At 53.8% G+C, this 16,184-nt stretch carries 16 protein-coding genes and 7 tRNA genes; 21 read left to right on the top strand and 2 right to left on the bottom strand.

Features of this window, described 5'->3' with window-relative positions; genetic code table 11:
- Positions 1-479: 479 nt before the first annotated feature.
- Positions 480-551, bottom strand: a tRNA-Val gene (locus CGL_RS08390).
- 347 nt (positions 552-898) lie between these two features.
- On the opposite strand from CGL_RS08390, the gene CGL_RS08385 reads away from it, so the two are divergent.
- The 15 genes from CGL_RS08385 (at position 899) to CGL_RS08315 (ending at position 10,680) form a co-directional block, all read left to right on the top strand.
- A tRNA-Gly gene (locus CGL_RS08385) sits at positions 899-971 on the top strand.
- 33 nt (positions 972-1,004) lie between these two features.
- Positions 1,005-1,079, top strand: a tRNA-Val gene (locus tag CGL_RS08380).
- Positions 1,080-1,112: 33 nt separating this feature from the next.
- Positions 1,113-1,185: transfer RNA gene (locus CGL_RS08375), tRNA-Gly, on the top strand.
- 41 nt (positions 1,186-1,226) lie between these two features.
- Positions 1,227-1,297: transfer RNA gene (locus tag CGL_RS08370), tRNA-Cys, on the top strand.
- Positions 1,298-1,307: 10 nt separating this feature from the next.
- Positions 1,308-1,382, top strand: a tRNA-Val gene (locus tag CGL_RS08365).
- 33 nt (positions 1,383-1,415) lie between these two features.
- Positions 1,416-1,488: transfer RNA gene (locus CGL_RS08360), tRNA-Gly, on the top strand.
- 601 nt (positions 1,489-2,089) lie between these two features.
- Positions 2,090-2,710, top strand: a complete 621-nt coding sequence (locus CGL_RS08355; protein ID WP_041625472.1) for a copper resistance CopC family protein — start codon at positions 2,090-2,092, stop codon at positions 2,708-2,710.
- Between the two features lie 15 nt (positions 2,711-2,725).
- Entirely contained in the window at positions 2,726-3,274 is a 549-nt protein-coding gene (locus CGL_RS08350; protein ID WP_011014526.1) for a copper chaperone PCu(A)C, read from the top strand.
- A gap of 26 nt (positions 3,275-3,300) precedes the next feature.
- Positions 3,301-4,509, top strand: coding sequence for a Dyp-type peroxidase (locus CGL_RS08345; RefSeq protein WP_003859878.1), 1,209 nt, complete (start codon positions 3,301-3,303; stop codon positions 4,507-4,509).
- A gap of 270 nt (positions 4,510-4,779) precedes the next feature.
- Positions 4,780-6,840 carry a threonine--tRNA ligase gene (gene thrS, locus CGL_RS08340; protein WP_011014525.1) on the top strand — a complete coding sequence of 687 codons (2,061 nt, stop codon included), beginning with the start codon at positions 4,780-4,782 and terminating at the stop codon, positions 6,838-6,840.
- A gap of 7 nt (positions 6,841-6,847) precedes the next feature.
- Positions 6,848-7,486, top strand: coding sequence for an HIT family protein (locus tag CGL_RS08335; RefSeq protein WP_003859881.1), 639 nt, complete (start codon positions 6,848-6,850; stop codon positions 7,484-7,486).
- Positions 7,486-8,145 (top strand): phosphatidylinositol phosphate synthase, encoded by a 660-nt coding sequence (gene pgsA, locus CGL_RS08330; RefSeq protein ID WP_003859882.1) that lies wholly within the window; start codon positions 7,486-7,488, stop codon positions 8,143-8,145. The genes CGL_RS08335 and pgsA overlap by 1 nt, the downstream gene beginning before the upstream one ends.
- A gap of 22 nt (positions 8,146-8,167) precedes the next feature.
- Entirely contained in the window at positions 8,168-9,133 is a 966-nt protein-coding gene (locus CGL_RS08325; protein WP_011014523.1) for a phosphatidylinositol mannoside acyltransferase, read from the top strand.
- Positions 9,134-10,219 carry a glycosyltransferase family 4 protein gene (locus CGL_RS08320; RefSeq protein WP_003859886.1) on the top strand — a complete coding sequence of 362 codons (1,086 nt, stop codon included), beginning with the start codon at positions 9,134-9,136 and terminating at the stop codon, positions 10,217-10,219.
- Positions 10,216-10,680, top strand: coding sequence for a hypothetical protein (locus CGL_RS08315; protein ID WP_003855892.1), 465 nt, complete (start codon positions 10,216-10,218; stop codon positions 10,678-10,680). The genes CGL_RS08320 and CGL_RS08315 overlap by 4 nt, the downstream gene beginning before the upstream one ends.
- A 38-nt stretch (positions 10,681-10,718) precedes the next feature.
- Here the strand turns inward: CGL_RS08315 and CGL_RS08310 are convergent, their stop codons facing one another.
- Positions 10,719-11,195 carry a DUF3817 domain-containing protein gene (locus CGL_RS08310; protein ID WP_011014522.1) on the bottom strand — a complete coding sequence of 159 codons (477 nt, stop codon included), beginning with the start codon at positions 11,193-11,195 and terminating at the stop codon, positions 10,719-10,721.
- A gap of 108 nt (positions 11,196-11,303) precedes the next feature.
- Here CGL_RS08310 and CGL_RS08305 point away from each other — a divergent pair, with 108 nt between their 5' ends.
- The 6 genes from CGL_RS08305 (at position 11,304) to yajC (ending at position 16,162) form a co-directional block, all read left to right on the top strand.
- A complete protein-coding gene (locus CGL_RS08305) occupies positions 11,304-12,152 on the top strand; it encodes an acyl-CoA thioesterase (protein WP_011014521.1) in 849 nt (282 codons plus the stop codon).
- A gap of 269 nt (positions 12,153-12,421) precedes the next feature.
- On the top strand, positions 12,422-13,177 hold the full coding sequence (locus tag CGL_RS08300; RefSeq protein ID WP_011014520.1) for a YebC/PmpR family DNA-binding transcriptional regulator: 756 nt from the start codon (positions 12,422-12,424) through the stop codon (positions 13,175-13,177).
- A gap of 147 nt (positions 13,178-13,324) precedes the next feature.
- Positions 13,325-13,990, top strand: coding sequence for a crossover junction endodeoxyribonuclease RuvC (gene ruvC, locus CGL_RS08295; protein ID WP_011014519.1), 666 nt, complete (start codon positions 13,325-13,327; stop codon positions 13,988-13,990).
- 39 nt (positions 13,991-14,029) lie between these two features.
- The gene (ruvA, locus tag CGL_RS08290) at positions 14,030-14,650 is read left to right on the top strand and encodes a Holliday junction branch migration protein RuvA (RefSeq protein ID WP_003859897.1); all 621 of its coding nucleotides are present in this window, start codon (positions 14,030-14,032) and stop codon (positions 14,648-14,650) included.
- 6 nt (positions 14,651-14,656) lie between these two features.
- Complete coding sequence (ruvB, locus tag CGL_RS08285) at positions 14,657-15,748, top strand: Holliday junction branch migration DNA helicase RuvB (protein WP_003855899.1); 1,092 nt, start codon at positions 14,657-14,659, stop codon at positions 15,746-15,748.
- 48 nt (positions 15,749-15,796) lie between these two features.
- Positions 15,797-16,162 carry a preprotein translocase subunit YajC gene (gene yajC, locus CGL_RS08280; RefSeq protein ID WP_011014518.1) on the top strand — a complete coding sequence of 122 codons (366 nt, stop codon included), beginning with the start codon at positions 15,797-15,799 and terminating at the stop codon, positions 16,160-16,162.
- The last annotated feature ends 22 nt before the right edge of the window (positions 16,163-16,184 follow it).

The following is a 16,184-nucleotide window of genomic DNA, read 5'->3' as shown; positions in this document are numbered from 1 at the left end:
GCACATTGGGTCTGCGTGAACTGTTTTCGACTCAGGGTTTGCCTTGGGGGTGAGGGTCAAAAAGGTGAGCTGGGGGAGTTGCGAGGCGGGGTTAGATGGATACGTTCAATCACAGATCCATCTGTCTGCACATATTGTTTTAGCCCACAGCATTGCCCCTTTGCGGGTGCACAATTTCAGGGGTGCTGTGTCCTAGCTGGGTTTGTGGGGTGGGAAAAAACCTCTGCATATTATGCGTGACAGAAAAGGACCCGGAGAGACATCTTGCAGAAAACTATGCACAGCGGCGACGTGTCGAAGGTGGCCTTGTAGTGCGGTTTGTTGCAGCTGGACGCGGATCGTGAATAAAACTAGCGGGAGTGACGGAGAGGTGCTTAAAAGCACTCGTAATGAATTCTTTCACCCCACGTTCACCCCACAAACGCGTGTTTTTTAACCCTAAAAATGAATAAAACCCCTGCAAGCAGGGGCTAAACAAGTGGTCCTAGCTGGGTTCGAACCAGCGACCTTTCCGGTGTGAACGGAACGCTCTTCCACTGAGCCATAGGACCTTGCGGTGTGCTTAGAAGTTAACACGGAAGTTTTGAATATTCATAATCGGTTCAATTTTTCACCCAGCTTCTATATGGAAGAGAAATTCTTGTACCTAATAGATGGAAATCGGATGTCACCACGTTTCTGAATCTGGAGCGATGAGCATTGGTCAAATATTCGAGGTTTTCTTTGCTGTCCTGCGAAATAACATCCGTGTGATTTGGAAAGTGGGTTTTCACTAGGGGTTTTACCTGTGCTTTTGTGGCATTGACTTGGGGATTTGTGTTCGAGGGAGCGTTCGGTCTAAAGTTATTCCAGCACCGCACAGAACGGAACAAGCAGGAACAAGTTCTAAGTAGTGCATGCGGATGTAGCGCAGTTGGTAGCGCATCACCTTGCCAAGGTGAGGGTCGCGAGTTCGAGTCTCGTCATCCGCTCTCATTTCACCGGGCCAATCGATGAAATGTCCCGCGCGTTTAGCTCAGCGGGAGAGCGCTTCCCTGACACGGAAGAGGTCACTGGTTCAATCCCAGTATCGCGCACCAAGAGGACGAACAACCTCTTTAATCAATGTTCATGCGGATGTAGCGCAGTTGGTAGCGCATCACCTTGCCAAGGTGAGGGTCGCGAGTTCGAGTCTCGTCATCCGCTCTGGTATGTTTACCACGTACCTAAAGGCAAATTTATGCCATGGTGGAATGGCCGAGTGGTGAGGCAACGGTCTGCAAAACCGTGCACACGGGTTCGATTCCCGTTTCCACCTCGCAGTTCTGGCGCGTTTAGCTCAGCGGGAGAGCGCTTCCCTGACACGGAAGAGGTCACTGGTTCAATCCCAGTATCGCGCACCAAGAGGACGAACAACCTCTTTAATCAATGTTCATGCGGATGTAGCGCAGTTGGTAGCGCATCACCTTGCCAAGGTGAGGGTCGCGAGTTCGAGTCTCGTCATCCGCTCAATTTAAAACACCTATGGGTTAACGCTCATAGGTGTTTTTGCGTGCTTCCCAAAAAGTGTTTTAAGGGGTCGAAGTGCTCAAGATGGGTCGATATATGGATTGAGGTCATTCAGGCGGCTGGGCGCGATTTTAGGGGCCCTCACTTTTGGGGCCGGTGGGGCAGTTGTGAATCCTGAAAGCTTCCAGGGCAAGGATCCACCACAAACCAGGCTGGACTCTAGAAATCGGTCCTAAAGTTGCGCACGCAGGCAGATAAAGCGGAAATATCCACCACAGCCAGCAGGAAATCCGCTTTTTGTGGTGAATATTCGCACATTTTTTCTATTCGTGTATGGGTGCATGTGGTAATGCCTTCCCGCCCTTGAGTTCTACCCCGAAACCTGCGCAAGACACCCCCAGAATGGGAACGTAGTCTAGATCACACGACTTCGAAAAGTGGCTCCAAGCTGGATAGACTCTATTTACCTACTGGTAACCTCCGCTTGATATTTCCCTCTGGGGAACTAAGTGGGGGAAGATTTCGACAACTAACCGGGCGCAAAGATGAAACTAATGCGTCCGACCACGGCGAAAAGGAAGTTTCGCCCATCTATGAGAGGTTGAATGTGGCTTCAGAGAAGAATCTAAAATTGCGTACCTTGGCGGCAGCTGCTGGGGTGTTGGGCGTTGGCGCGATGTCGATGCTCGTGGCTCCGCAGGCTGCTGCCCATGATGTGGTGGTGGATTCTAATCCTGAAAATGGCAGTGTCGTTGATGAGTTCCCGGAGACCATTGAGTTGGAGTTTTCCGGTATTCCTCAGGATCTGTTCACAACAGTTGCATTGAGCAATGCGGATTCCGGAGAGGTGTTAACTTCTGGAACTCCTCAGCTTGAGGGGCAGCACTTGAGCTATGAAGTGCCATCTGATGTGCAGACGGGAGCTGGTAACTACATTTTGGGTTTCCAGATCACTTCTTCTGATGGTCACGCTACTAAAGGTTCAATCTCTTTTGAGGTGACAGGCTCTGCTGAAACGACAACAGAGACAACAGCAGAGACGACAACTGAGTCAGCAGCAACCACTGACACCTCAGAGACCACCGAAGCAGAGACAACTGAAACTGCTGATGAAACTTCTGGAATTCCTGCGCCGTGGAATTGGGTTTTGAGCATCGTGGCGGTGCTTGTTGTTGCAAGTGCCATCGTCATGATGATTGCAAAGAATCGTAACCAGAAATAAGAGGGTTTATTCACCATGAAGAAGTTTTTTGTCGCAGGTGCTGTACTGAGCAGTGCGTTGGTTATGGCGGCGTGTTCGCCTGCTAATCAAAGTGATTCCACCTCCACGAGCGTGGAGACTACTTCCTCCAGCAGCACGCAGGTAAGCGATGCTGTGATCACCACGGAAAACGCTGTTGTTCGTGCGTCTGTGGAGGACAGCGACATGACGGCAGTGTTCGCTACGTTGGTGAACAATTCTGATGATGAGATCAACGTTTCTGGCTTTACTGCTGATGTTGATGCTGCCAGCTTTGAGGTCCATGAGGTTGTTGATGGCGTCATGCAGGAAAAGCCAGGTGGTTTTGTGATCCCTGCAGGGGAGAGCATCGAGCTGGCACCAGGTGGCGATCATTTGATGATCATGGGGCTTGCGAACCCAATCGAGGCTGGCGATGAAGTGACGGTCACTCTTGAATTGGCTGATGGTTCTGAAGTTAAGCTTGATCCGATCCCGGCGCGCACCATTGCTGCTGGTGATGAGGATTATGGCGATCTGGGAACTGAAGGCCACGAGGGCCACTAAACCGGCCACTATATATAAGGAGCGACATGGTTTCCCGTAGGGGTTTCCTAGGGGGTGCCGGCTTGATTGCTGGTGCGTCCGCGTTGGCGGGGTGCAGTGCGGGGGAAAATGAGCCGGACGGTGCGTCGATAAGCTTAAAAGGCCAGGTGGTGGAGTTTGATGGCCGCCATCAGGCCGGCATTGCGACGCCGCATCAGGCGAATTTGAATCTGGTTGCGTTTACGCTGCGTGCGGGCGTGGATCGCGCTGGCGTGACGCGGTTGATGCGCGTGTGGACCGAAGATGCCCGCGCGCTGTGCGCTGGCGAGACGCCGCTGGGCAGCCTGGAGCCGGAGATGGTGACGTCGCCGGCAAACCTCACCATTACATGTGGTTTCGGTGCTTCGCTTTTCGACGTGACCCAGCAGGTTGATCTTCGTCCCGAGTGGTTGAAGCCGATTCCTGAATTTGAGCGGGATCAGTTGCGTCCGGAATGGGGCGAGGCGGATCTTGTGCTGCAGATTTGTAGTGATGATCCGGTGACGTTGAGTCATGCGACTAGGCATATGATTCGCTCTGGTGTGGATTATGCGGCTACGCGGTGGGTGCAGCAGGGTTTCATGAATGCCCATGGTGTGAATGAGACGGATGAGACTCCGCGGAATCTCTTTGGCCAAAAAGATGGCACTGTGAATCCCCGTACCGATGATGAAATCCAGCAAACAGCCTGGATTTCTGAGGGTCCGGACTGGGCGATTGATGGCAGCTGCATGGTTGTGCGTCGCATTGCTATGAATTTGGATGAATGGGAAATTCTGGATCGCCCGTCCCGTGAAGTTTCTGTGGGGCGCACCTTGGATACCGGCGCGCCACTTAGTGGTGGCGATGAGTTTTCTGAGGCTGATTACTCCGCCCGCGATTCCTATGGTCTGCCGCTTATCGATCCGGCAAGCCACATGGCTAGATCGCGTGCACCGGAAAGCAATCCGGAGCAGGTGATTCTTCGACGAGTGTTCAACTATGACCTGCCACCAGATCCCACTTCAGAGGAACTGTCCAATGCTGGTTTGGTGTTTATCTGCTTCCAGAAAAACCCCGATCTGCAGTTCACGCCCATTCAACAACGGCTGGATGAACAAGACCGCCTGAATCAGTGGATTACCCATATTGGCTCCGCTGTATTCTTCATCCCGCCAGGCACCGACCCGAATGATTCATCTCGGGATGATTTTTGGGGTGCCGGACTCCTTCTATAACCCGCCACGCGGTAGGATGTGGAACGACAGTTGGCCACCGGCTGTGAGTTTCTTTAACTGCTAATGCGTCATCAGTAGGACGACTGAAGTAGACAAAGCCAAAGAAGCTCACGCACCACATCAGGTATTGCCTAATATATCTGCGGTGAATCCCGATATTTCCCTCTTTTGGACGTATCGGGAGCGCCAGGTCAGCTGCGCACCTTGAACTAGTGGGGGCGGCCAGGTATGCCGTTTGCCCACGTGAGCGCACGAAGGAGCGCAATTTTCGTGAACACCACAGATACCGCAGTAGCAAACCTTGTTGTTTTTGAGGTCCCTGCAGGCACCGCAATTGGTGCAGCAATGCGCGAACTAGATCTGCCCAACAAGGGTCCAGAGGCTATCGTTTGTGCAAAAGACGCTGAAGGCCAACTAAAGGATCTTTCACACGTCCCAGAAACCACTGCTACGTTCACCGCTGTACCTGCAAATACTGATGACGGCCGCGCAGTAATCCGCCACTCGTGCGCTCACGTGCTGGCACAGGCTGTCCAGGCAGAATTCCCAGGAACCAAGTTGGGCATCGGCCCAGCCATTGAAAATGGTTTCTACTACGACTTCGATGCGGCTGAGCCTTTCACTCCGGAAGATCTCAAGACCATTGAAAAGCGGATGAAGAAGATCATCAAGACCGGCCAGAAGTTTGAGCGCCGCGTCTATGAATCCGCTGAAGCTGCAGCGGAAGAGTTGAAGAACGAGCCTTACAAGCTGGAACTTATCCAGGACAAGGGCAACGTTGATCCCAACTCTGATGAAGCCACCGAAGTGGGCGCAGGCGAACTGACCGCGTATGACAACGTCAACCCTCGCACCAGTGAGGTGGAGTGGTCTGATCTTTGCCGTGGACCACACATCCCAACCACCCGCTACATTCCAGCATTCGCATTGACCCGATCATCCGCTGCTTATTGGCGTGGCGATCAGGATAATGCTGGCCTGCAGCGCATCTACGGTACCGCGTGGGAGGATAAGGAATCCCTCGATGCTTACCAGACCATGCTCGCTGAGGCAGAAAAGCGCGATCACCGCCGTCTAGGCACTGAACTTGATTTGTTCTCCTTCCCAGATGATCTGGGCTCTGGTCTGCCAGTATTCCATCCCAACGGTGGCATCGTGCGCAATGAGATGGAAGATCACTCCCGTCGCCGCCACATCGCAGCGGGCTACTCCTTTGTGAACACCCCGCACATCACCAAGCAGGATCTCTTTGAGCGTTCCGGTCACCTTGGTTTCTACAAGGATGGCATGTTCCCTCCAATGCAGGTGGATGCGGAGTTCGACGAAGACGGCAATGTGACCAAGCCGGGCCAAGAGTACTACCTCAAGCCCATGAACTGCCCAATGCACAACCTCATCTTCGATTCTCGTGGACGTTCTTACCGTGAGCTTCCACTGCGTCTTTTTGAGTTCGGCAACGTCTACCGCTACGAAAAGTCCGGTGTGATCCACGGCCTGACCCGTGCCCGTGGCTTCACCCAGGACGATGCTCACATCTACTGCACCGAGGATCAGCTGGAAGCAGAGCTCACCTCTGTGCTGGACTTCATCCTGTCGCTGCTGCGCGATTACGGTTTGGATGATTTCTACCTGGAGCTCTCCACCCGCGATCCTAAGAAGTCAGTCGGTTCTGATGAGATCTGGGAGCGTTCCACTGAAATCTTGAACCGTGTGGCCACCAATTCTGGCCTGGAACTTGTTCCAGACCCAGAAGGTGCCGCATTCTACGGCCCTAAGATTTCTGTTCAGGCACGCGACGCGATTGGCCGTACCTGGCAGATGTCCACCGTGCAGCTGGACTTCAACATGCCTGAGCGCTTCAACTTGGAATACACCTCATCTGATGGTTCCAAGCAGCAGCCCATCATGATCCACCGCGCACTGTTTGGTTCCATCGAGCGCTTCTTTGGCGTGTTGTTGGAGCACTACGCTGGTGCTTTCCCAGCATGGCTGGCACCTCACCAGGTCATGGGTATTCCAGTTGCTGATGATTGCATTCCACACCTGGAGACAATCACCGCACAGCTGCGTGAAAAGGGTATCCGCGCAGACGTGGACACCTCCGATGATCGCATGCAGAAGAAGATCCGCAACCACACCACCGGCAAGGTTCCATTCATGCTGCTTGCCGGTGCCCGCGATGTGGAAGCAAACGCAGTGAGCTTCCGTTTCTTGGACGGCACCCAGGTCAACGGCGTGCCCGTCGATGAGGCAATCGCTGTGATTTCTTCCTGGATTGGTGACCGCATCAATGATCAGCCGAGCGAGGACTCCATTGCAGCTCGCAGGTAGCCCTGAGATGGACTCATCTGACAGCCACGTTGGTCAGGATGTATATGTTGATCAAGGTCTAGGGGAGCCCGACAGACTGGAACGTCTGTGGGCGCCCTACCGGATGAGCTACATCAACACTCGATCTGGCGGTAAGCAATCAACTACCGCCAAGCGGGACCCCTTCATTGAGGTTCCCAAAATGAGTGATGAGGACGGCCTGATCGTTGCGCGGGGTGAGCTGGTGTATTGCGTACTCAACTTGTATCCCTACAACGCTGGACACATGATGGTGATCCCATTCCGTAAGGAAAAGAATCTAGAGGATTTGAGCTTGGCAGAATCTGCGGAGTTGATGCTCTTTACCCAAACGGCCATCAAGGCGCTGAAGCAGGTGTCAAACCCTGATGCTGTCAATGTTGGTTTAAACCTTGGCAAAGCATCGGGTGGCTCAGTGGGAGATCACCTTCATGTCCATGTGGTGCCTAGGTGGTCGGGTGATGCTAATTTCATGACTGTGATTGACGGTGTCAAAGTGCTACCGCAGACCCTGCGTCAAACCAGGGCCATGCTTGCGCAAGCATGGGGCACCATTGATGGGGCACCAGGCACTGTCGACCCAACGCTGACTTCAGCGATCCGTACCGCAGCACCGAAGGAGCACTGATGCTGGGACTTCATGGACGTAAGCCTGCGCAGGTTATTGTTGAGCCTGTTGCCAAATTGATGATCAAGTTGAAGGTGACGCCTAATCAGCTCACCTTAGTCAGCGCTGGCCTCACCGTTGGGGTGGCTTTGCTGCTGATTCCTACGGGGCATTTGATTTGGGCGGCAGTTTTGACGGGCCTGTTTGCGGCTTTCGACATGATTGATGGCACGGTTGCTCGCATGCAAGGTGGTGGCACCAAATTTGGTGCCACCTTGGATGCCACGTGTGACCGCATCACTGATGGTGCACTATTTGGTGCGATTACCTGGTGGCTGGTGTATTCCTACGATGCACCACAGGCATTGGTCGCTGCCTCCTTGGTTTGTTTGGTTGCCTCCCAGGTGATCTCTTACGTGAAAGCCAGGGGAGAGGCCTCCGGATTCACCATGGACGGCGGTCTCGTGGAACGCCCTGAGCGTCTGATTGTCAGCCTTGTTGGTTTGGGGCTGACCGGAATGGGCGTTCCATATGCCATCGATGTGGCACTGTGGGCCCTTGCAGCTGGCAGTATTTACACTGTTGTGCAGCGCTTGGTCATGGCTGGAAAGTCCCCATTGGCTAAGGAATTTACCAAGGCACCAGCAGGTGCGAAGGCAGATTACAGCAACACCAAATAAAAATTAGCCGAGGGAGCATCGCATGAAGCCGAAGGATTTCTGCACAGCGGAAAATTGGGCGGAGAATTTAAGCGCACTGGGCTATCTAGCTGGTTGGCGTTTTGTCCGGATGCTCCCTTTGCCTATTGCTCGCCGGGTGTTTGACCTTGGGGCGGATCTGGCGTCGAAAAGCGGAAAAGGCATGGGGCAGCTACGCGCTAATCTGGCGCGGGTGGTCGGTGCGGAAAACGTTACGCAGGCGCTGGTGAAGCAAGCAACGCGCAGCTATGCGCGGTATTGGCTGGAAGCGTTCCGGCTACCGGCGATCGCGCGAGATCCTGAGCTGCTTGCGCGGTTGCGTAAGGGAACTGTTGGCCTAGATTTGTTGGATGAATCTTTGGCTGCCGGCAAGGGCGTAGTTTTGACGCTCCCACACAGCGGCAACTGGGATATGGCTGGCGCTTTTCTGATTAGCCATCATGGGCAATTCACCACCGTTGCAGAAAGGGTCAAGCCGGAACGCTTGTTTGAAGCGTTCGTGGAGTTTCGAGAAAGCCTTGGATTTGAGGTGCTGCCTCTCACCGGTGGCGAGCGTCCGCCGTTTGAAAAGCTGAAAGAGCGCCTGACATCTGGAGGTATCGTGTGCCTTCTTGGGGAGCGTGACCTGCGGCATTCCGGCGTGGAGACCACTTTTTTTGGTGAGAAGACCTCCATGCCAGCAGGACCTGCGCAGCTGGCCATTGAAACAGGTGCGGCGCTGCACGTGGTGCATCCATGGTTCGATGACGACGGCTGGGGTCTCAGCGTATCCGATGCCGTGACCGTGGATAATTTATCCGACACGGTGCAGCGGATCGCACATCTTTTTATGGCAAATATTACGGCGCACCCCGCTGATTGGCATATGCTCCAACCCCTGTGGTTTGGTGATTTGGATCCGGAGCGTCTCAAGCGCTCTAGGGAGCAGACAAATGTTCACAAACCGGTGGCATTACAGGAGGACAATTAGGTGCGAATTGGAATGGTCTGCCCGTACTCCTTCGATGAGCCGGGCGGTGTTCAAGCGCATATCCTTGACTTAGCGCGAACCTTCATTGCCCAAGGCCATGAGGTTCAGGTGCTTGGTCCGTGTAGTGCGGATACGCAGGTGCCCGATTTCGTGGTGCGCGGTGGTGGCAGCATCCCGATTCCGTACAATGGCTCGGTTGCCCGCTTGAGCTTTGGGCCGAAAATGTTCAAGGCCGTGCGCACGTTCCTCCGCGAAGGCAACTTCGATGTGCTGCATATCCATGAACCGAATTCACCAAGTTTTTCCATGGCGGCGCTACGCTTTGCGGAAGGCCCCATCGTTGCTACTTACCACGCCTCCAGTAGCGGATCGAAGCTGCTCAAGGCTTTCTTACCAGTGCTTTCGCCCATGCTGGAGAAAGTGCGCGCAGGCATCGCCGTGTCTGAAATGGCTCGGCGCTGGCAGGTGGAGCAAGTCGGCGGCGATCCCGTGCTGATCCCCAACGGGGTAGAGACCTCCATGTTCAAAGCCGCGCGCCAAATCGAACCGAATGATCCTGTAGAGATCGTCTTTTTGGGTCGCCTCGATGAGTCCCGCAAAGGCCTCGACATCCTCCTGCGCGCTCTGACCAGGCTGGATCGCCCGTTTACCTGCACCGTCATTGGCGGCGGCACCCCGCGAGAAGTCGCCGGCATCAACTTTGTGGGCCGCGTCAGCGATGAGGAAAAGGCAGCAATCTTAGGTCGCGCAGACATCTATGTCGCACCCAACACCGGCGGCGAAAGCTTCGGCATCGTGCTAGTTGAAGCGATGGCCGCGGGATGCGCTGTCGTCGCCAGCGACCTAGAAGCGTTCTCCCTGGTCACCGATTCTGAAGCCGCACAGCCAGCGGGCGTGCTATTTAAAACCGGCTCAGACGCCGACCTAGCCAAAAAACTTCAAGCGCTTATCGACGACCCCTCCTCCCGTTCCACGCTTATCGCCGCGGGGCTAAAGCGCGCAAACGCCTACGACTGGTCGACAGTATCCACCCAGGTCATGGCAGTCTATGAAACCATTGCGATCGACAAAGTGAGGCTTGGATGACCCTTGTTTACCTCCTCATCGCTGTCGTTGTCACCGCAACTGTTCTGTGGGCGTATTTCACAGCACAACGCCTCAACCGGCTCCACATCCGCACCGACTCAGCAAGACAAGCCCTGCAAGCAGCACTGGATCGCCGAGCAGCACTAGTAGGTGCGTTGTTGCCCGATGCAGCAGAAGCCTCAAAACGCGCTGAGGCAATTCCCCTGGAATACTCCCGCTTCTCCCAACGCGCCCGCGCCGAACGAGAAATCTCTGAACTCATCTTGAAACAGGGGAAGACCCTTCCAGATTCCATCGTGGACGCTGCCACCCGCGTGGAATTAGCCCACCGCTTCTACAACGAAGCCGTCAGTGACACCCGCGATCTTCGAACCCGATTGATGGTCAGATCCTTCCGACTCGGCGGCACCGCACCCTTGCCGGAGTACTTCGAACTACTCGATACAGATCTGCTGACTTAAATGTAAAAAAGCCTCCTTCATGTGAAGGAGGCTGTTGTTTAATCCACAGTGTTTGCGATGGCATCTGGATCATAAGGTGGTCCCATCGCCAGCAAGATAGAGAAGACGACGGCGATAATCACCAGCAGAATTAAAATGGATCGGATTGGGTGCCTGACCAATTGAGCCAAGATCTTGTCAAAGAAAGTGTGTGGCTTTTCGGACGGATCTGAAAAGCGCCATCCGCCGGCAACGAGGCCCTTCTTGTCTGCCCACAATGCAAATGGCAATGCAGCCCACGGGATAACAGAGACGATCAAACCTGCGATACCCTGCGGGAATGTCCACTTATTATTGATCCACACGGTGATGGTGATGGCTGCAAAACAGAGGAAGCCAAAGCCGTGGATACCGCCGGCAATAGGGGTTACGGCGTCTGTCACTCCACTGTATTTTAAGATCATGCCGATGATCAGCAGGGTCCAGGTACCCATTTCTAAAAGGGCTGCAAAACGGTGAAGTTTCTGTGGCGTCATGGCCCCTACCGTAACCTAATCGTTGAAACATCACCTTATTGCTGGGCTTTGCACGCTACTCTTTGTGAGTAACCTCACCGAAGTGCATAAATTAATTGGGAGTGATCAGTGAAAACTATTGAAGATATTTTGACCTTGGAAGAAATCGACCGCGATATTTACCGTGGTCCCGTTATCGAATCTTATTTAGCCAGGACTTTCGGTGGCCAGGTCGCTGCCCAAGCTTTAGTAGCAGCAACGCATACTGTTGATAAAGCCTTTACTGTGCATTCTTTGCATGGCTACTTTATAGCTCCTGGTGATCCAACAGCACCCGCAATTTATTTAGTGGATCGAGTTCGCGACGGAAAAAGCTACGTCACCCGCTCGGTGCGTGGCATCCAAGACGGCGAAGTAATCTTCAGCATGCAGGCCAGCTTTCATCGTGGGGATGAAGGCATTGAGCACATGGACAAGATGCGTAAAGTTCCAGCTCCTGATGAGATCAAGGGAACAGTAGAACGTATGCCGATCTCAAGTAGGCGAGTGCTTGATGAATGGGCGGAATGGGATATCCGCGTTATTCCGCAGGATCAATTAGAACTCAGCGATTTCACCGCTACTGAGCAAGCTGTGTGGATTCGGTGCACCGCTGATCTTCCGGATAATCCCACCTTCCACCAGTGCTCACTGACTTATCTGTCCGATATGACTTTGCTGCATAGTGCCCTGGTGCCACACCCAGGTGAGAAAATGCAGATGGCCTCACTTGATCACGCTGTGTGGTTCCTGCGTCCCTTCCGCGTCGATGAATGGTTGCTTTATGATCAGCGCTCTCCATCGGCCTCAAGTGGGCGAGCCTTGACTCACGGGCGGCTTTTCAACCAGCAGGGAGATTTGGTCGCTATTGTCAATCAAGAGGGAATGACCCGCACACTCCACGAGGGTGCGCAATCAATTCCGATGCGCAAAGACTAAAATGCAGCGAACTTGAAGATCTGAATCCGGTAACGCGACAGAAATTGGTGCCCTTTAAGTTTCATCATTTGACCTTGGCGTATACTGTTTCATCAGTTCCAACTACCAACTCCGTTTCCATGGAAGCTACCCGGCTTTCGCCACCGCAACATGAGTCTAAAATTTTCACACGGCGCACCACACATTTGGTGGTGTATTGAGCTATCTCTGGGCTGCGTGAGAAACCATTTTCCGGTGGATGATGGAAGCTAGACGACGAAAGGGAGCATATGTCTGGCCACTCAAAATGGGCGACTACCAAGCACAAGAAGGCTGCTAACGACGCCAAGCGAGGCAAGGAATTTGCCAAGCTGATCAAGAACATCGAAGTTGCGGCACGTACAGGCGGTGGAGATCCGTCTGCGAACCCAACGCTTGATGACATGATCAAGAAAGCCAAGAAGGCTTCTGTGCCGAACGATAACATCGAACGTGCACGCAAGCGTGGCTCCGGCGAAGAAGCTGGTGGCGCTGACTGGATGAACATCATGTACGAGGGATACGGCCCCAACGGCGTTGCCATGCTTATCGAGTGTCTGACCGACAACCGTAACCGCGCAGCTACCGAAGTTCGCACCGCAATGACCAAAAACGGTGGCAACTTGGGCGAGTCCGGTTCCGTGTCCTACATGTTCACCCGCACCGGTGTCGTCACCGTACAAAAGGGCGATCTTAGTGAAGATGACGTGCTCATGGCTGTTCTTGAAGCTGGTGCTGAAGAAGTCAACGACAACGGCGATCTGTTCGAGGTTACCTGCGCACCAACTGACATTCAGGCTGTTCGCGACGCACTCGTGGAAGCTGGCATTGAAGTAGAAGATTCTGAATCAGACTTCCGGGCATCTGTTCAGGTCCCCCTGGACGCTGACGGTGCACGCAAGATCTTCAAGCTTGTGGACGCGTTGGAAGATTCCGACGATGTGCAAAACGTCTACACCAACATCGACTTGAGCGATGAGGTTTTGACAGAGCTGGAAAACGACTAGTTCGTATTTTCCGCACTCCGTTCACCCCGCTATCCCTGCAGCTAAAACGCAGAGGATAGCGGGGTGATCGCAATTGTGTGCTAAAAATGAGTATGGAATAGCAACTGCACAGCGACGAATCAGCGACGAATCAGTGAGGACACGAATATGAACCACGAAGGGCTTCGGGTAATGGGCATTGACCCAGGTCTTACCCGTTGTGGCTTATCTGTGGTTCAAGCAGGTCGTGGTCGTACCGTGTATCCAGTGTCGGTGGGCGTGGTGCGCACCCCACCAGATGCGGAGTTGGCGGAGCGGTTGCTTCGGCTCAGCAAAGCAGTGGGTGAGTGGATGGATGAGTACACCCCAGATGTCATTGCTATTGAGCGTGTCTTTGAGCGCGGAAATGTTTCCACCGTGATGAACACTGCGCATGCGGTGGGTGTGTTGATCTTGGCTGCTGCTGAACGCGGATTGCCAGTTCACATGTACACCCCCAGTGAGGTGAAAAAGGCTATCTCCGGTAATGGTCGCGCTGATAAGAAACAGATGACGGTCATGATCACTCGAATTCTGGGCCTTGGTGAGCCACCCAAACCTGCTGACGCCGCTGATGCTTTATCGTTGGCGGTGTGTCACTGCTGGCGGGCGCCAATGCTTATGCGGGCGCAATCGCAGTACTCCGAGCAAGAGTTGGAAAAGCGACGGCGTGTGCAGCAAGGAAAATTGGGTAAAGCGAAATCAACTTACAATGCGGAACAAGCTCAATCCCATGCATCCGATCCTGCTAAAGCGGCTCATCCCAGTCAGTTTCAACGAACTGACACCAATTAGTTTTTAAAAAGTTCTAGTACATTTTTCAGGAGTGTCTTCATGATTGCCTCACTTCGTGGCACTGTTATCAACATTGGTCTGAGCTCTGCTGTCATTGAATGCAATGGCGTGGGCTATGAGGTTGTCACCACACCGAACACCTTGTCACAGTTGGTCCGCGGTGAGGAAGCACTGGTGTTGACCACCATGGTGGTCCGCGAAGACGCGATGAAACTCTATGGGTTTATTGACAATGAATCACGTGAGATGTTTTCCGTGTTGCAAACAGTATCTGGATTGGGTCCACGCCTGGCCTTGGCATGTGAATCGGTGTTGAGCCCACTGGAGATTTCTCAGGCGATCACCAATGCCGATGCCAAAACTTTGCAGCGGGTTCCGGGTGTGGGAAAGCGCATGGCAGATCGTCTCATCGTGGAGCTTAAAGGCAAGGTCGCAGCTTTTGCTGCCGGTGTCGTGGATGAGGGAGGGGAGCAAATTTCCTTGCCTAACGCGAACATTGCTTCTGAGGTGGTTGTGGAGCAGGTTTCTCAAGCGCTGGTGGGGTTGGGCTTTAGCGAGAAGCAATCAGATGATGCAGTGAGCTTTGTGCTGGCGGCGGATCCATCCTTGGACACCAGTGGCGCGCTTCGTGCCGCATTGGCAAAACTCAGCGGAAAGTAGACCCTCATGTCCGATGTGGAAAGAACAGAGTTTGAAATTCCGGGAGGAATTCCACCTCGTCGAAACGGTGGTCAAGGCCGTGCAGCTGATACCAACGTAGATGCGAACCTGAAGCCTGATGAATACGATGCGGAAGTAACACTTCGTCCGAAGTCTTTGACTGAGTTTATCGGCCAGCCGAAGGTGCGCGATCAGCTTAGTTTGGTGCTTACCGGTGCGAAAAACCGTGGTGTGGTTCCCGATCACGTGTTGTTGTCTGGCCCTCCTGGCCTGGGTAAGACCACCATGGCGATGATTATCGCCCAGGAGTTGGGCACCAGTTTGCGTATGACCTCAGGCCCAGCCTTGGAACGCGCAGGCGATCTGGCTGCCATGCTGTCCAACCTCATGGAAGGGGACGTGCTGTTTATTGATGAGATTCACCGCATCGCACGTCCTGCCGAGGAAATGCTGTACATGGCGATGGAAGATTTCCGGATCGATGTCATCGTCGGTAAGGGTCCTGGCGCTACCTCAATCCCGCTGGAGATCCCACCCTTTACCCTCGTTGGTGCAACCACCAGGTCGGGCATGCTCACCGGCCCACTGCGTGACCGTTTCGGTTTTACCGCGCAGATGGAATTCTACGATGTGCCTGATCTGACCAAAGTGGTGAAACGAACAGCTAAGATCCTCGATGTCGGAATCGACAACGATGCCGCCGTGGAAATTGCCTCGCGGTCTCGTGGTACTCCTCGTATTGCTAACCGACTGCTTCGTCGAGTCCGTGACTTCGCTGAAGTTCATGCGGATGGTCACATCACGATGGGTGCTGCCAATGCTGCGCTGATTGTATTCGATGTCGATGAAGTCGGACTCGATCGCCTGGATAGGGCAGTGCTTGATGCCTTGATCCGCGGACATGGCGGAGGCCCTGTTGGCGTGAACACACTCGCGGTTGCAGTTGGTGAAGAACCCGGCACTGTGGAAGAAGTATGCGAGCCCTATTTGGTGCGTGCCGGCATGATTGCACGAACCGGACGGGGACGCGTGGCAACCGCAGCTGCATGGAGACACCTGGGGCTGGAACCACCAGAAGGCACCATCGGCGATTATTAGCCACCTTAGGTGGCCAGGATGTTCCATGGTCTGGCAAACTAACTAACCATGGACATCGTTTTCCTCATAATTCTTCTAGCCATTTTTATCGTTCCCACTTTCCTCATGAGCCGCCGCCAGCGCGCACGGATGACTGAAATCCAAAAGCTGCAGGACTCTGTCGTCCCAGGCGACCGCATCGTCACCACCGCGGGACAGCACGCAACGGTCATTTCCACCACTGCAGAAACCGTTGATCTAGAGATCGCGCCGGGTATGATCAGCACTTTTGAAAAGCTTGCTATCGTGCGTGTGCTGTCCAAGGCCAATGAACCTCAGATGTTGGATGAGCCGACGCTGTTTGATCAGCCAGAAGACGATCAGCCGAACGATGGTTTCGATGGACGCACTGACGGACATCCTGAGAATCGTTAGAAATTAATAATAATTCAGCACC

The organism is Corynebacterium glutamicum ATCC 13032 (assembly GCF_000011325.1).
Classification (GTDB): Bacteria; Actinomycetota; Actinomycetes; order Mycobacteriales; family Mycobacteriaceae; genus Corynebacterium; species Corynebacterium glutamicum.
Note: the sequence above shows the minus strand (reverse complement) of the source record. Positions and strands in the feature narration are given on the sequence as shown.

Bases quoted from the DNA above. Each gene is read 5' to 3' on its own strand.
- CGL_RS08315 (WP_003855892.1), top strand. From the start codon at position 10,216: ATGACCCTTGTTTACCTCCTCATCGCTGTCGTTGTCACCGCAACTGTT.
- yajC (WP_011014518.1), top strand. From the start codon at position 15,797: ATGGACATCGTTTTCCTCATAATTCTTCTAGCCATTTTTATCGTTCCC.
- CGL_RS08325 (WP_011014523.1), top strand. From the start codon at position 8,168: ATGAAGCCGAAGGATTTCTGCACAGCGGAAAATTGGGCGGAGAATTTA.
- ruvB (WP_003855899.1), top strand. From the start codon at position 14,657: ATGTCCGATGTGGAAAGAACAGAGTTTGAAATTCCGGGAGGAATTCCA.
- CGL_RS08345 (WP_003859878.1), top strand. From the start codon at position 3,301: ATGGTTTCCCGTAGGGGTTTCCTAGGGGGTGCCGGCTTGATTGCTGGT.
- CGL_RS08310 (WP_011014522.1), bottom strand. From the start codon at position 11,195: ATGACGCCACAGAAACTTCACCGTTTTGCAGCCCTTTTAGAAATGGGT.
- pgsA (WP_003859882.1), top strand. From the start codon at position 7,486: ATGCTGGGACTTCATGGACGTAAGCCTGCGCAGGTTATTGTTGAGCCT.
- ruvA (WP_003859897.1), top strand. From the start codon at position 14,030: ATGATTGCCTCACTTCGTGGCACTGTTATCAACATTGGTCTGAGCTCT.
- CGL_RS08300 (WP_011014520.1), top strand. From the start codon at position 12,422: ATGTCTGGCCACTCAAAATGGGCGACTACCAAGCACAAGAAGGCTGCT.
- ruvC (WP_011014519.1), top strand. From the start codon at position 13,325: ATGAACCACGAAGGGCTTCGGGTAATGGGCATTGACCCAGGTCTTACC.
- CGL_RS08350 (WP_011014526.1), top strand. From the start codon at position 2,726: ATGAAGAAGTTTTTTGTCGCAGGTGCTGTACTGAGCAGTGCGTTGGTT.
- CGL_RS08335 (WP_003859881.1), top strand. From the start codon at position 6,848: ATGGACTCATCTGACAGCCACGTTGGTCAGGATGTATATGTTGATCAA.